This is a genomic window from Mesorhizobium sp. DxT, assembly GCF_058448885.1.
This window is the reverse complement of the sequence record NZ_JBZFLJ010000007.1, coordinates 71042-85596: the sequence shown is the minus strand read 5'-3', so window position 1 is coordinate 85596 and position 14555 is coordinate 71042. Positions and strand designations below refer to the sequence as shown.

The 14555-nt window shown below is 64.3% G+C and carries 15 protein-coding genes and 1 other RNA gene; 1 reads left to right on the top strand and 15 read right to left on the bottom strand.

The annotated features are described in order from the left end of the window. Genes ACVJNE_RS14480 through mraZ form a run of 6 tightly spaced genes read right to left on the bottom strand, consistent with a single transcriptional unit; the run spans window position 1 to window position 6518 of the window. Window positions 1-1446, bottom strand: a complete 1446-nt coding sequence (locus ACVJNE_RS14480) for a UDP-N-acetylmuramoylalanyl-D-glutamyl-2,6-diaminopimelate--D-alanyl-D-alanine ligase (protein WP_499566641.1) — start codon at window positions 1444-1446, stop codon at window positions 1-3. After that, window positions 1443-2894 (bottom strand): UDP-N-acetylmuramoyl-L-alanyl-D-glutamate--2,6-diaminopimelate ligase, encoded by a 1452-nt coding sequence (locus tag ACVJNE_RS14475; protein WP_499566639.1) that lies wholly within the window; start codon window positions 2892-2894, stop codon window positions 1443-1445. Before ACVJNE_RS14475 ends, ACVJNE_RS14480 begins: the two co-directional genes overlap by 4 nt. 48 nt (window positions 2895-2942) lie before the next feature. After that, window positions 2943-4661: a peptidoglycan D,D-transpeptidase FtsI family protein gene (locus tag ACVJNE_RS14470; RefSeq protein WP_499566637.1), complete on the bottom strand. Its 1719-nt coding sequence runs from the start codon at window positions 4659-4661 to the stop codon at window positions 2943-2945. Continuing rightward, window positions 4658-5032 carry a cell division protein FtsL gene (ftsL, locus tag ACVJNE_RS14465; RefSeq protein ID WP_173192181.1) on the bottom strand — a complete coding sequence of 125 codons (375 nt, stop codon included), beginning with the start codon at window positions 5030-5032 and terminating at the stop codon, window positions 4658-4660. Before ftsL ends, ACVJNE_RS14470 begins: the two co-directional genes overlap by 4 nt. A gap of 5 nt (window positions 5033-5037) precedes the next feature. Further along, window positions 5038-6054, bottom strand: a complete 1017-nt coding sequence (gene rsmH / locus ACVJNE_RS14460; RefSeq protein WP_499566635.1) for a 16S rRNA (cytosine(1402)-N(4))-methyltransferase RsmH — start codon at window positions 6052-6054, stop codon at window positions 5038-5040. Further along, window positions 6051-6518, bottom strand: a complete 468-nt coding sequence (gene mraZ / locus ACVJNE_RS14455) for a division/cell wall cluster transcriptional repressor MraZ (protein WP_368804400.1) — start codon at window positions 6516-6518, stop codon at window positions 6051-6053. The genes rsmH and mraZ overlap by 4 nt, the downstream gene beginning before the upstream one ends. Before the next feature lie 399 nt (window positions 6519-6917). Between mraZ and ACVJNE_RS14450 the strand changes: the two genes are divergently transcribed. After that, window positions 6918-8024 (top strand): cystathionine gamma-lyase, encoded by a 1107-nt coding sequence (locus ACVJNE_RS14450; protein WP_499566633.1) that lies wholly within the window; start codon window positions 6918-6920, stop codon window positions 8022-8024. Window positions 8025-8078: 54 nt separating this feature from the next. Here the strand turns inward: ACVJNE_RS14450 and rnpB are convergent. The 9 genes from rnpB to ACVJNE_RS14405 all read right to left on the bottom strand — a co-directional run bounded on the left by rnpB (window position 8079) and on the right by ACVJNE_RS14405 (window position 14494). Continuing rightward, window positions 8079-8474: RNase P RNA component class A (gene rnpB, locus ACVJNE_RS14445), an RNA gene on the bottom strand. A 59-nt stretch (window positions 8475-8533) separates the two neighbouring features. Beyond that, window positions 8534-9112: a lytic transglycosylase domain-containing protein gene (locus tag ACVJNE_RS14440; RefSeq protein ID WP_499566631.1), complete on the bottom strand. Its 579-nt coding sequence runs from the start codon at window positions 9110-9112 to the stop codon at window positions 8534-8536. 184 nt (window positions 9113-9296) lie between these two features. Then, on the bottom strand, window positions 9297-10061 hold the full coding sequence (locus tag ACVJNE_RS14435; RefSeq protein WP_499566629.1) for an N-acetylmuramoyl-L-alanine amidase: 765 nt from the start codon (window positions 10059-10061) through the stop codon (window positions 9297-9299). Beyond that, complete coding sequence (locus tag ACVJNE_RS14430; protein WP_499566627.1) at window positions 10058-10768, bottom strand: TerB family tellurite resistance protein; 711 nt, start codon at window positions 10766-10768, stop codon at window positions 10058-10060. Before ACVJNE_RS14430 ends, ACVJNE_RS14435 begins: the two co-directional genes overlap by 4 nt. A gap of 120 nt (window positions 10769-10888) precedes the next feature. Further along, the gene (locus tag ACVJNE_RS14425) at window positions 10889-11059 is read right to left on the bottom strand and encodes a hypothetical protein (protein ID WP_173192191.1); all 171 of its coding nucleotides are present in this window, start codon (window positions 11057-11059) and stop codon (window positions 10889-10891) included. Window positions 11060-11173: 114 nt separating this feature from the next. Next, complete coding sequence (locus tag ACVJNE_RS14420; RefSeq protein WP_499566625.1) at window positions 11174-12097, bottom strand: hypothetical protein; 924 nt, start codon at window positions 12095-12097, stop codon at window positions 11174-11176. Window positions 12098-12110: 13 nt separating this feature from the next. Beyond that, window positions 12111-12629 carry a winged helix DNA-binding protein gene (locus ACVJNE_RS14415; RefSeq protein ID WP_368804393.1) on the bottom strand — a complete coding sequence of 173 codons (519 nt, stop codon included), beginning with the start codon at window positions 12627-12629 and terminating at the stop codon, window positions 12111-12113. A gap of 23 nt (window positions 12630-12652) precedes the next feature. Further along, window positions 12653-13957 carry a TRAP transporter large permease gene (locus tag ACVJNE_RS14410; protein WP_499566623.1) on the bottom strand — a complete coding sequence of 435 codons (1305 nt, stop codon included), beginning with the start codon at window positions 13955-13957 and terminating at the stop codon, window positions 12653-12655. A gap of 3 nt (window positions 13958-13960) precedes the next feature. Continuing rightward, window positions 13961-14494, bottom strand: coding sequence for a TRAP transporter small permease (locus ACVJNE_RS14405; protein ID WP_499566621.1), 534 nt, complete (start codon window positions 14492-14494; stop codon window positions 13961-13963). Window positions 14495-14555 lie beyond the last annotated feature (61 nt).

Below are 14555 nucleotides of genomic sequence, written 5' to 3'. Positions count from 1 at the left end.
TCAGGCTTCTCTCGCAACGCGGCCGGCCGGAGCCGCCGCGGGAAATTTCTCTAGCAGTGCCTCCACGAGCTTTGAGAACCCGGCGCTCTTGGAAGACTTGACCATGATCACGTCGCCGGGCCGAACCGTCTCCATCAGCAGCGGCTTCAACTCGTCGGCGCTGGGCCGATGCTGCGCCGCGGCCTCATCGGGCAACGAAGCAGCGAGTGCCCCGATCTCGGAGCCGCCCAGCAGGATGATGTCGGCTCCGGACTTTGCGATCGGTCCCGCAAGCGCCTCATGCAGCTTTCTCGAATGCACGCCGAGCTCCAGCATGTCGCCCAGAACCGCTATCCGGCGCCCGCCGGGCGGCACGGATGCAGTACCCAGCAGGTCGAGCGCCGCCTTCATGGACACCGGATTGGCGTTGTAGCTTTCGTCGATGACGACGATCTCACCGCCAGCCGGATGGCCGAGCGCATAACGCCGGCCACGGCCGCGTTCGGCCTCGAACTGCGCCAGCGCCGGTGCTGCCTTTGTGACATCGGCACCGGCCAGATAGGCGGCCCCGAGCACGGCAAGCACGTTCTGAACCATATGGCGGCCCGGTGCACCGACCGTCAGCGATAGTTCCTGTCCGGCCATCTTCACGACGATGCGCGAGCTTTCGCCGCCGAGTTGGCAACCCGCAAGCCGGAAGGTCGCGCGGGCATGCTCGCCGAAGCTCCAGATATGCTCGACACCGAGATCGCGCGCGGCCTTGTCGAGGAGCTTCCATTGGCGATCGTCACGATTGATGAGCGCGTGGCCGCCGGGCTCCAAGCCCTCGAAAATCTCGGCCTTGGCTCGTGCGATATCCTCGATGCTCTTGAACGCCCCGAGGTGGGCCGGCGCGATGGCGGTTATCAGCGCGATGTGCGGCCGCACATATTTCACGAGCTGGCGGATTTCGCCGGGATTGCTCATGCCGATCTCGAAGACCGCGTAGTCGCAATCTTCGGGCATCCTCGCCAGCGTAAGCGGCACGCCCCAGTGGTTGTTGAAGGATTGAGGCGACGCATGGACGGTGCCGACGGCCTCGAGCGCGCAGCGCAGCGCTTCCTTCGTCGTCGTCTTGCCGACCGAACCGGTGACGCCGATGATCTTTGCCTTGGCGCGCGCGCGCGCCGCCACTCCGACGGCCTCGAGTGCCACCATGACGTCTGGCACCACGATCATCGGGGCAGTGATGCGGCCCAGCGCCGGCAGCCTGCTTTCGGCAACCACGAGCAAGCCAGCCCCGGCCTTGAGCGCGGCGGTCGCGAAGTCGTGCCCGTCAAACCGCTCACCCTTGATTGCGAAAAAGGCGTCGCCCGGCTTCAACGTGCGCGTGTCGATCGAGATGCCGGTCACACCCTCGGGCATCGCGCCCACGGGCCTGCCGTTCATCGCCCCTGCAAGTGCCTGGCTGCGCCACAGGAGGCTCATGCTGCGCGCTCCGAAAGAGCGGCCCGCACCTCGGCGTGATCCGAGAACGGAAGCGTCACGTCGCCGACGGTCTGGCCTTCCTCGTGCCCCTTGCCCGCAACCACGAGCGTGTCGCCCGCATGCAGCATCGTGATCGCCTCGCGGATCGCCTGACGACGATCGCCGATCTCGATAGCGCCCGGGGCTGCCTCCATGATCGCCGCACGGATCGCCGCCGGCTCCTCTGAGCGCGGATTATCGTCGGTGACGATGGTTATGTCCGCAAGCCGTGTTGCGATCTCGCCCATGATCGGGCGCTTGCCCCTGTCGCGATCGCCGCCACAACCGAAGACGACCAGAACCCGACCGGTCGTGAAAGGCCGCACCGCCTTCAGCACGTTTTCAAGCGCGTCCGGCTTGTGGGCATAGTCGACATAGACCGGCGCGCCTTCCGGCGTTGTGCCGACGTGTTCCAGCCTGCCCGACGCGCCTTTCAATCCTTCCAGAGCCATCAGCGCCTTGCCCGCCTCAAGCCCGGTCGAGATGGCGAGCCCCGCTGCCACCAATGCGTTGGCGATCTGGAAATCCCCTGCCAGCGGCAGATCGATTTCGTGGATCTTGCCAGCAGCAGCGATCTCCGCCCGCTGGCGGAATCGTTCGTGTTCAACCCGCTTGAGCTGTAGGAAATCGCCCTTGCGGCCAACGGTCAGCACCTCCAGGCCGGCCCCGCGCGCGGCCTCGATCGTCGGGTGTGACCATGCATCGTCGGCAAAGACGACTGCCGGCGCGCCTTTTGGCAGCAACTGGGTAAAGAGCCGCATCTTGGCGGCATGATATTCCTCGACCGTCGGATGATAATCCATGTGGTCGCGACCGAGATTGGTGAACCCGCCGGCGGCCAGACGCACCCCGTCCAGCCGTCGCTGGTCGAGCCCGTGGCTCGATGCTTCCATCGCGGCATGCGTCACGCCGGAACCCGCCAGTTCGGCCAGCAGTGCATGCAGCGTCACAGGGTCGGGAGTCGTGAGCGAGCCGTATTCCTCGCGGCCCGGCGCAACGACGCCGGTCGTGCCGATGGACGCGGCCGCTAAACCGGCCTGTTCCCATATCTGCCGGGTGAAGGACGCCACGGAGGTCTTGCCGCTGGTACCCGTCACGGCCACCATCGTTTCCGGCTGCACGCCGTGGAAAACAGCCGCGGCAAGCGCCAGCGCGTGGCGCGGATCATCGATCGCAATCACCGGCACGCCGGGATCGGTGGTCAGCGAGCCGCGCGCCGCAATGACAGCGGCTGCGCCGCGCTTCACTGCGTCGGCAACGAAGGATGCGCCGTCCGCGCGCGTCCCTTGCAGGGCGGCAAACAGAAAGCCGGGTTCAACCCGGCGCGAATCCGACGATATCCCGGCAACCTCGATCTCGCCCAAGGCGTCGGGGACGGGCAGGAAACCGGAAAACTGGCTGAGCTTCATCAAATTCCATTGGTCCGAATACGTGGACGCCCCCGCAATCCCCGAGAATCACTGTGAGGACACCAAAAGGGCGCTACTTTCATGGCCGAAATCGGGCTTTACGCCAAGCATGGCGGCAGAGCGGCGGATGATGTTCGACGCGAGCGGCGCGGCGGTGACACCGGCGGTTGCAGAGCGCGTCGAGTTCTCTCGCTTCGGCTCGTCAATGACGGTCAGCACGATGTATTGCGGGTTGTCCATCGGGAAAACGGCAACGAAAGCGTTGAAATTCTTTTCGTTGGAATAGCGGCCGTTGACCACCTTCTCGGCAGTCCCGGTCTTCCCACCGACCCTGTAGCCGGGAACGGTACCGCGCCTGCCGGACCCTTTCTCGGCATTCAGATTGTACAGGTAGCGCATCCCGTCGACCGTATAATCGTTAACGACCTTTGTAGCCGATGCCATCGCCTGGTCCTGATTGCGTATCAGAAAGGTCGGCGGCATCAGATAGCCGCCATTGACCAGCGCCGAAACGCCGACCGCCGTTTGCAGCGGCGTTGTCGAGAAGCCGTGCCCGAAGGCTGCGGTGATGGAGTGTACCTTCTTCCAGACCTTCGGTTCCGTTGGCCGGGCGACCTCGGGCAACTCAGTGTCCATGCGGCTGAGCAGACCGAGGCGATAGAGAAATTCCCGATGCCCTTCGATGCCGACAACGTCGGCTTCCTTGGCCGAACCGATATTGGAAGAGTAGATAAACACCTCCGGAACCGTCAGCACGCGGCCCTTGCCGTGGAAATCGCGAATCCTGCGTCCGCCGACTACGATCGGCCTGGTGGCGTCGAATCTGCTCTCCATCGTCACTTTGCCGGAATCCAGCGCCATGGCGGTCGTGAAGCTCTTGATCGTCGAACCCATCTCGTAGACGCCTGCGGACATGCGATTGAGCCTGTCCTTGTCATGCGCGTTGTATGGATTGTTTGGATCGAAATCCGGCACCGACGCCATCGCAAGGACTTCGCCAGTACGCACATCCATGACGACGGCACCGGCCGAAAGAGCGCGGTAGCTTTCCATCGCCCGCACGATTTCATCGCGCACGACGTGTTGGACGCGCAGATCGATGGACAGCCGGACCGGCTCAAGGTCCTTGGCAACGGCCAGGCCAGTCGCCTGCAAATCCGCAAGCCCCTGGTCGTCGATGTATTTTTCCATGCCCGCAATGCCCTTGTTGTCGACATTCACGAGGCCGACAATGTGGGATGCGGTGGCGCCGCCCGGATAGAAGCGGCGCTTCTCGGTCCGGAAGCCGATGCCCGGTATGCCAAGCTGCATGATCGCCTGCTGCTGGCGGGGCGAAAGCTGGCGGCGCAGCCAGATGAACCCGGCGTCGCTCTGCAGACGGTTGTAGGTCTGCTCGATGTTAAGGTCGGGGAGCACGGTCAGCAGCTTCTCGAGCGCCTCGTCTGCGTCGACGATGCGGCGCGGCTCGGCGTAGAGCGATGCAGTGTTGATGTCGGTCGCCAGGACCTCGCCATTGCGGTCGACAATGTCCGGGCGCGATGCCGTGACGCGTGACGGGCCGGGACCACCCTCTTCCAGATCCTGGAACCCGAGATAGGTGAGACGGCCGGCAATCACGCCGTAGACGGCGAAGAAGACCGCCATGGTGATCAGAATACGGGTCCGGGCCCGCCCGCCCGTCGACTTGCCGATACCGTCGACAACGATCCGACCCGAGCCGCTATCCTGCTCTTCGGCTTCCTTTTTTGCGCGCCAGCGGCCGATCATTGCACGACCCCGCCAGTGGTGGTTGCATCGATGCCGCTATCGGCCATGCCGCCAAGGTTTTCGTTGATGAAGTCCTCGATCTCGACCGGCCGTATCGGCAGGTCGTCGATATCGGCAATCTGGTAAGGCTCGACAGGCACGAGCTCCAGCTCCGATTGATAGGTCTCGGCAAGTCTCTGCAGGCGAGACGGCTGCGTCAGCAGGCTCCAGTCGGCCTTGAGCACGTCGATCGTTTCCTCCTCGAAGCGGATCGCCGCCTCGAGCTTGCGCAGCTTGGAAAGCTCGGCTTCGGCTGCGTGCTTAGTCGTGTAGGTGAACGCCGCGGCCGAGACCATCACCGCGATCAGCACTAGGTCGGTGGTTCTGAACATGGCGATTACCTTTCCACGACGGGAGAGAGTGCGGGCAGCGCAGGCAGCCCGAAAAGCGACAGATCGGCGGCGCGGGCCGGCGCATCGGTGCGCACGGCGGCCCGAAGTTTGGCGGAACGGGCACGTGGATTTTCGCGCGCCTCGGCATCGCTGGCGGCAACCACCTTGCCCGCCTTGTCGAACGTCGCCGCCTTGATTTCGACGGCAGGCATATGTCGCGACCCTGCGGCCTGACCTGCACGGTCGGTGATGAACTTCTTCACGATCCGGTCTTCAAGAGAATGAAAGGTGACAACGACCAGCCGCCCGCCGGGCTTGAGTGCGCGCTCGGCTGCAAAGAGCGCACGGGCGAGTTCGCCCAGTTCGTCATTGACGAAGATGCGCAGGCCCTGGAACGTGCGCGTCGCCGGATGGATCTTGTCTTTCGGATTATTGCCGAGAGTACCCTCGATCGCATCGGCGAGGTCGCGGGTACGCTCGAAGGGACGAACGGCGCGACGCTTTTCGATCATCCGCGCGACACGGCCCGCGTGACGTTCCTCGCCGAGCATTCCGATGATGCGCGCCAGATCGCCCACCTTGAAGCGGTTGACCACGTCGGCGGCACTCGGCCCGTCCTGCGCCATGCGCATGTCGAGCGGCCCGTCACCCCGGAAGGAAAATCCCCGCTCGGCCTCGTCGAGCTGCATGGAGGAAACGCCGATGTCGAGCACCACGCCGTCGACCGGCTCGCCTGCCACCGCGTCGAGCTCCGAGAAGCGGTCATGCACAAGCCGCAGGCGGCCTGAAAACTCATCCACGAGCGCCTTGCCGGCCTTGATGGCATCGGGATCGCGATCGATCGCAATCACATCAGCGCCAGCCTGCAGGACCGCGCTGGTATAGCCGCCCGCGCCGAAAGTGCCGTCGACGAAGATTTCGCCGGAAACAGGCCGAAGCGCATCCAGCACTTCCGCAAGCATGACCGGAATGTGGCGGGCCGGTCCGCCAACGGCAATCCCCTCGCCGTGGCCCGCCATCACTCCGGGCCCCCGCCCGTTGCGCCCGTCGTTCCCGCCTGGCGCAATTTCATCAGCCGCTCCCGCACCTGCGCGCCGTAGTCCGCAAGCTGCGACGGCTCCCACATCTGAAAAAAGGTCCCGCGCCCCACGAATGCCACCTCCGTGGTGATGCCCGTATGGTCGCGAATGAAATCGGTCACCGTAATGCGCCCATCCTGATCGAGCTTCAGGAAATCGCTGTCGCCATGCACGAAGTAGGACATGTCGTCCGCCGTCTGGAGAAACGGATCCTCCATAGCGATACGTTCCTCGTAGCGATCGAGCAGATCGAGCCCGCCCACATCCAGCGCCGGGCGATCCAGCGCCTTCAGCGCGTAGAGTTCCTGGTACCCGCGGCGCTGCACCACGGCGCGGAAATGTGCCGGCACCGATACCCGCCCCTTGGCGTCGATCCTGTTTACGGCACTGGAAAGAAAACGGTCCATGACCCGAAACTACCGTCCCTGCCGCGCCCGCCTGCGTATCCTCGCGCATGCGCTGAATTGCTTTCCCTGACCCCATCCCGCCGCCAATTCCGGGCAATGCCGAACCACCCCGGCGGGCCGCACTGGCTGCCGGTTTGGGGGACGCTTCACCCGGAACTGAACCGAAGTCGTGATTATGCTTAAGGGATACCATGGGCCAATATGGGCGTCAACGGGAACAGCCTGCACAAACCACCTTTCGGGCATGTACCGGCAGTCATGCAGATGCGACCTGCCATTTATGCTCTGTTAGGCTTAACGAACGGTTAGGAGCCTTTTCGCCGCCGGCTTTCGGTGGCTTGCGTCATGCATCGCGCGTCTCTAGCGTGGTCGCCTATCTCGCCGCTGGAAACCTTTGACATGACCGACAGCTCCTCCGCGCGCGCCGCGCAGCTCGCCCACCTTCGCCGTGCCGAACTGGCAAAGGGCGACCCCGTCGCACTCCCGTTGACCATGGCGAGCATGTTTCATCTGCCGGGCGATCCGGCCGGCTTCGCGCAGTACGGGCGCTTTTCAAACCCGACCTGGGATGCGGTCGAGAAGATGCTTTCACATCTTGAAGATGCGCCCGCGCTCGGCTTTCCCTCCGGCATGGCGGCCAACGCAGCAGTCTTCTTCGCGCTCCTGCAAAGCGGCGATCGGATCCTTCTGCCTTCCGACGGCTACTACACGACGCGCGTTCTGACCGAGCGTTTCCTCACACGGCTCGGCGTCAGCTACGACACACGACCCACGGCGACATTCCTCGATGGCGGGTTCGAGGGCTACCGGCTGGTGTTCGTGGAAACGCCCGCCAATCCCAGCCTCGACATCTGCGACATCGCCGCCGTTGCAAAAGCCGCTCATGCAGCCGGCGCGCTGGTCGTGGCGGACAACACGACGATGACGCCGTACGGCCAGCGCCCGCTGGACCTCGGCGCAGATATAATCGTGGCCGCCGACACAAAGGCCCCCAATGGCCATTCGGACGTGCTGTTCGGCCATGTCGCGAGCCGCGATGCCGATATCATGGCGGCCATTTCCGACTGGAGAAAACTTGCTGGAGGCATACCCGGCCCGTTCGAGGCCTGGCTGGTGCATCGCGGCCTGGAAACGCTGCATGTGCGTTTCGAGCGCATGTGCAACACTGCGGAGGCGGTCGCCTCCCGGCTTGTGGAGCACAAGGCCGTAAAGGCTGTCCGCTTCCCCGGCCTTGCCGACGACCCCGCGCATAATCTTGCCCGCGCGCAGATGGAGCGTTTCGGTTTCCTGATCGGGCTGACGCTGGGATCGCAGGAGCAGGCGGAACGCTTTATCGACGGATGCGCCCTGATCCAGCCCGCGACCTCGTTCGGCGGCGTTCACACCTCTGCCGAACGCCGTGCGCGCTGGGGCGATGCGGTCGAGCCGGGCTTCGTCCGGTTGTCCATCGGCTGCGAGCCGATGGAAGATCTCTGGGCGGCGATCGATGCCGCGCTCGCCGAATAGCGACCACCTGAAGCAACTCGACGCCCCGCCCGGTAGGGCGACGCGTCGAAGTGAAATGCCAGCCGGCCTGTAAGCCGGGTTCTGTATGGCCGCGCCGCCCGAGGGCGCCGCGACGTGGCGACCATTCGTCTTGGGCGGACGTTGCCGCCCGCCTCATGCAACCTACCCGAACGACTGGGCCGGAAACTGCCCGAAGGTTGCCCTTCGCGTCGTCCCTATTCGGTCTTGCTCCCGGTGGGGTTTACCGTGCCGCTCCTGTTGCCAGTCGCGCGGTGGGCTCTTACCCCACCCTTTCACCCTTACCCCGCGAGCGGGGCGGTTTGCTTTCTGTGGCACTTTCCCTGGGGTCGCCCCCGCCGGCCGTTAGCCGGCACCGTGTTTCCCTGGAGCCCGGACTTTCCTCACCTGCGACCTTTCGGTCCCTGCCGGTGCGGCCGCCCGGCCGGCTGGCAGAGCGTATAAAAGGTGCCGCCGCCCAAAACGCAAGCCGAAAGGCGTGGCCGGTTCGATTACGCCCCGCCCAGCTGCCGCTTCACCTTGGCGCAATAGGCTGCGGAAACCTTGTTCATGCGCTTGGCGCCATGGCCGGCATTGTAGCGCAGGATGGTGCCACAGGTGTCGCCGCCGCCGAGCTGATGGGCCTTGGCCAGATACTTCATGCCGTAGCGTATGTTGGTCTCGGGATCGTAGAGACCCTTGGCGCTGCCCGAATAACCCATCATGCGGGCCGTCGCCGGCTTGATCTGCATCAGGCCGATTTCGCCGGCCCGACCGCGGGCGTTCGGGCGATAGTTGCTCTCGATGCGGACCACCGCATTGGCGAGCGCCACCGGCACGCCATGCTCCGCCGCATATTTCGAGATGATCGCTGAATAGCTGCCGCCCTTCACGGTTTTCGCAGCAACAGTGGCCTTGGTGCTGCGCGGTGCCTTGTCCGCGGGAATCGAAGCCGTGGTGGTCTCGTCAACGTTGCGGAGCGCCTGCTCCCGCTTCATCGTTTCCTGGTATGTGTCGCGGTTTTCCGCATGCGCGGCAACAGTCGTCAGGCCGGCTGCAAGCGCAGCCGCTGCAAAGATCATCTTCTTCATACGTTCCAGTTCTTCCGAAATGCCGCTTCTGGGCGCTCGCGGCTGTTTACAAACAACGGCCGGGATCGAGCGCCACCGGCCGCGGGGGAGAGCCGGGGATTTGCAGGCCAAGTTCGAGTCAAAAATGGCCGCACGATTCACTTTGCGTGACAGTATGTTACAGCAAAGACTTAATTACGCTGCGTCAGATCGGGCTGGCCGGCAGCGCCTTCAGCAGCCTGTGTAGCGTCTCGATCGTCGACTGGTCGGCGACGCCGTCTACCCGCGCGGGACGGAAGTGGCGCTGAAACGCTTCGACGGCAAGTCGCGTCTGCTCGTCGAACAAACCGTTGATTTCCAAGCCATAACCGTAGAGCGACAGCATCGACTGGAAGGCCTCGACCGGCTCTCCGGAATCGCCCATCGCCAGAAATCGCCCTCCGCGCACCGGGGAAGGCGAGACGTAATGGCCGATGCCTTCTTCGGCGAGCCACGCCCAGGGGAACCGCTCGCCGGGGTCGATTTTGCGGCCCGGCGCAACGTCCGAATGTGCCAGAATTCGTTCGGGCGGAACCGACCATCGCGCGCAAATGTCGCGGGCGAGAGCCGCAACCGCCTCAATCTGAGCGTCAGGAAACGGCGGAAACCCCTCCAGCGGACCCGGATTGACGATCTCGATCCCGATGGAAAACGAGTTCACATCGGACACGCCTCGCCACGAGCCCTTGCCGGCATGCCAGGCGCGGTCCGCCTCCCGCACCATCTGCACGACGCGCCCGTCTTCGTGGACGAGATAATGCGACGAGACCTCGCTTTCCGGCGCGCAAAGCCATGCTTCCGCGGCAGGCCCTGTCTCCATGCCGGTATAGTGCATGATGATGCAGTCCGGCTTGCGCCCTTCAGCACGCGGCCCGAAATTGGGCGAAACCCGCACCTCGGAACCGGCATGGTCGGGCGCGAAGCCGCTCATGTGCGCTGCATGCTCCGCTCGATCGTCTCGTAGGCGCCGTTGATCGTTGCAAGCCGGCTGTTTGCGATCGCCAGGAATTCCTCAGGAACCCCGCGCGCGATCAGCCTGTCGGGATGGTTGTCCGCAACCATGCGCCGATATCTGGCGCGCACCTCCTCGAATGGCGCACCGCGCTCCAGTCCCAGCACGAGCCACGGATCCTTTTCACCGAGGATCGCGTGCCGCGAGAGGATGCGCTCGAAATGCTGTTCGTCGATCTCGAAAATTTCCGCCACGCGTTGAAGAAACGCCACCTCGCGCTCATGGACGAACCCATCAGCCTTGGCGATGTGGAAGAGGCCGTCGAGTATGTCCTCTAGCATCGCGCAATTGGGCTGGCCGGACCCGCACAAGCGCGCCATCCGCTCCGCATAGAGTTCGAAGCCGGCCACGTCCTGTTTGGCGAGATCGAACAGCCGCGCCACGTTGCGCGCCTGTTCCCGCGGCACTTCGAAAATCTGCTGGAAAGCACGGACCTCCGCCTGCGTGACCACACCATCGGCCTTCGCCATCTTCGCCGACAGCGCGATCATCGCGATCGAAAAGGCCACGCGCCGGCGCAATTCGGGATCGCCCTCGAAGACGGTCCGTACGGCCTCGATCAGGTTCGACAGCGCGTTCGCCGGAACGGTCGAGAGAAATTCGCTTATCCTGGCCCAGATCGACATCCGGGCCTTCTTAAGGTGAATCGCCGTCGTTGACGAGATGGCAGGTGGTCGAAGTTGGACCGGTTGGACAAGAAAAAGGCCGGTCTGAAACCGGCCTTCTTCGAGACTGCGCGCTTCGACTTATTCAGTCGGAGCCGGTGCGGGAGCCGGTTCGGTCGGCTCGGGCTGCGCCATCGGCGCCTGCTGCTCCTGGTCTGGCAGGCCCTGCGTGGTGGTGTTGTCCGTGTCGCTGCAGGCAGCAAGACCCATCAGAGCGATGGCGGAAGCGGAAGCGAGGATCAGCTTTTTCATTTCAAATCTCCTTCTTCATCGAGCGCTCGCCCCTCTCAATTCAGACCGGGCACTCGACACAAAAATGCGTGAGCCGCCGTCCGGTTTCGTAACGTTGTGTGACTCTCTGTAAGGCTATTGGCGGCGGTAGAAGCGGCCGAGAATTGCAGGTGTGAGATACATCGGGATTTGGTAGCAGCCGATGAAGAGCAGGATCGGATCGATCGTCTCCTGCGGCAGCACCGTCAGGAACAACGCGACGTTTCGGTTGCCCGCCACGATCCCGATCGCTGCCGCGTGCCTCGCGAAGCTTGCACGGCGTGCGAGCGTTGCCGCAACGATCTGCAGCAGGAAGTTCACCGCACACACCAGCGCGAGGACCCCCGCGAAGATCAACGGCGTCTGGCGGATCGCCGGCCCGACCGCCGACATCAATCCGATCACCACCACGGCCATCGCGATCGCCGACAGCCCGTCGATGGACTGCACGGTTCTCTCGCTCGGGTTATGCAGCCAGTACGCGCGAAGCAGGAAAGCTGAGCCAGTGGCCGCCGCAATCAGAGCCATCAGGCCGCCTGCGGCCGTCAGCACGGCGCGCGCCTCGCCGAAGGCCGGCGACAGCCAGAAGACTGGAAGCACGGTGAGCGGCAGAAGGGCAGTACCCACCACGATCTGGCGCAGCGCGGGCGCCGGATCGTTTCCGGTCATGATCGCAAGGTTCGGGCTGCCGGTCACCGGCGCAGCCGCCAGCATCAGAACGAAAAATGTCGCCAGCGCAGCGCCCGCCAGGCCGAGAACAGCAAAAAGCAGGATCGCCGAGATGGGCAATACCACCTGAAGCACGGTTGCAAGGCCGACCGAGGCACCGAGATCGCCCAGCGCCCCGACCGCCTGCCGATGCCCGACACGCAGCGCCGCCAGAAACAGCAGGCTGGCAATCATGCCGGCGATCCATGGCCGCATCGCAAGCGCAAGGTCGGGCAAGGCGATGCCGGCAGCCAGCCCCAGCACCAGCACCAGCCGGCCGTGACGCGCCGCGGCGGCAAGAAATGCGTGCACGGCCGCTACACTCTCAAAGCGATGCGGCGGTACGCGCCGCCTGATCGTAGTGGCCCGAAAGCGCGCGCAGCGTGGCGGCCACGTTCGAGATCGCCTTGGGATCGAGGCCCAGCCCCTTGACGGATTCGACCAACAACGCCTCCCGCACGGAGCGATAGCGAATGCAGGCTTCCACGCCCTTGGCTGTCGCGCCGACAAGCTTTTCCTTGCCCGAGCGCGTGCTTTTGACCAGTCCGCGTTTTTCCAGCTTCTTGATGGCGTAGATGACGACGTGCGTGTCTTCGATGCCGAGCATGATGCAGAGGTCGGAGAGCCGCTTCGGCCGGCCGCGATGGTTGGCCGAATGCAGCACCTGAACGTCTATCGAGGTCAGGCCCGGCTCGCCCGCCGCCGTCATGCAGCGCACCATCCAGCGCTCGAAGGCGTTGCCCGCCAGCGTCATGCCGAATTCGAGTTCGGAGAGCGCCGGCAGCGCCCCATCGGCCAGATGTGCCGACGAGACGATCGGTCCGAAATCGGTTTTCTCCGTCATGGCTCTCCTCCAACCATTATGAATCAGCCTGCGAACATGGTCCTTGGCAACCACAGCGCGACGTCCGGGAAGATGGCGAGAATGATCACCATGACCGCCATCAGCAGGAAGAACGGCAGCGTCGCCCGGGCGATCTCGAACAGGTCCCTGCCCGTCAGCCCCTGTATCACGAACAGGTTGAAGCCGACCGGCGGGGTGATCTGCGCCATCTCGACGACGATGACGAGGTAGATGCCGAACCACACAAGGTCGAAGCCTGCCGCCGAAACCAGCGGCATGATGACGGCGGTGGTCAGCACAACCATGGAGATGCCGTCGAGGAAACAGCCGAGCATGATGAACAGCAGCGTCAGCGCGGCCAGCAGCATCATCGGCGAAAGGCCGAGTTCGCCGATCCAGGTCGCAAGCTGCCGCGGCAGGCCGGTAAAGCCCATCGCGGTCGTCAGAATGTCGGCACCAGCCAGAATGAACGCGATCATGCAGGAGGTGACGGTCGCCGCCATCAGGCCGTCCTTGAAGCGCGTCCAGTCGAGAGCGCCCTGCGCGCGCGCCAGCACCAGGCTGAGCGCCACGCCGACAACCGCAGCCTCGGTCGGCGATGCGATCCCGCCGTAGATGGAGCCGATCACTCCGAGGATGAGCATCGCCACGGGCAGCAGCTCGCGCATCGCCGAAAGCTTGTGCGACCAAGAGGTCCGCTCGTCCGGCGGCGGCATCTTGCTAGGGTTCAAAAGCGCCCACAGAGCGACATAGCCCATGAACAGCGTTGCCAGCACCAGGCCCGGTATGACGCCGGCGACGAACAGCCGTGCAATCGATTCCTCGACTGCCGCGCCATAGACGATCAGGATGATCGACGGCGGGATCAGCAGCCCCAGCGTACCGGAGCCGGCAAGACTACCGATGGCCAGACGGTCGTCGTACCCCCGCTTCTGCAGCTCCGGCAGCGAGATCTTGCCGACGGTGGCGGTGGTCGCCGCCGAAGAGCCCGATACGGCCGCGAACACCGCGCAGCCAAGCACGTTGACGTGGGCGAGCCTGCCGGGAATGCGTCGCACGAAGGGTGAAATGCCGGCGAACATGTTCTCCGAGAGGCGCGAGCGGAACAATATTTCGCCCATCCAGATAAACATAGGCAGCGCCGTCAGGTCCCAGGATATGGACGAACTCCACAAGGAGGTCGCCATTACCTGCGCCGCCGGGATGGCAGGCTTTGAGGCCAGCGCCACCAGGGCCACGAGTGACAGTGAAAACGCGATCCACAGGCCGAGCGCCAGCGCCGCGAACATCACGACGATGAGCAGCAGCGACAGTTCGAAAACGCCCATCGCTTAGGCCTCCGTCCGGCTCTGGATGTAGATCTTGCGAGTCCACGCCTGCACCGTCACATCGACGAGCGCAATCGTGAGCACGGCAAGGCCAACCGTCATCAGGCCCTGCGGCAGCGCCAGCGGCACCGGCACGATGCCATAGGACACGTCATTAAAGTTCCAGCTTCTGATCGTCAGCCGTGCCAGCGCCACAGTCGCGTAGAGCGACAACGCGGCCCCCGCCATGCCGAGCAAGGTTTCGACCACGTGGCGGGCACCGCCCCCCAGCCGATTGACCAGCACGCCGACGCGGATATGACCACCGCTCACAAGCGTATGGGCCAACGCCAAAAAGCTCGCGGCGCCGAGCAGGAAGCCGCAGATTTCCGCAATGGACGGTACCCTGATCCCCAAGGGCTGCATGCCGACAAGTCGCAAGCCGACATCAAGCAGGCGCGCGGATACCTGGATGGCCACCAGGGCGAAGATCAAGAAGATCGCAATCGCGGCCGCCCAGCCGGCAACGCGATAGAGTGCGTCGAGAAAACGCCGCATGGGACTTTCCCCTGAATAAGAGACGGGCATCCGGGCGGCGATCCTCGCCACCCGGACGGTT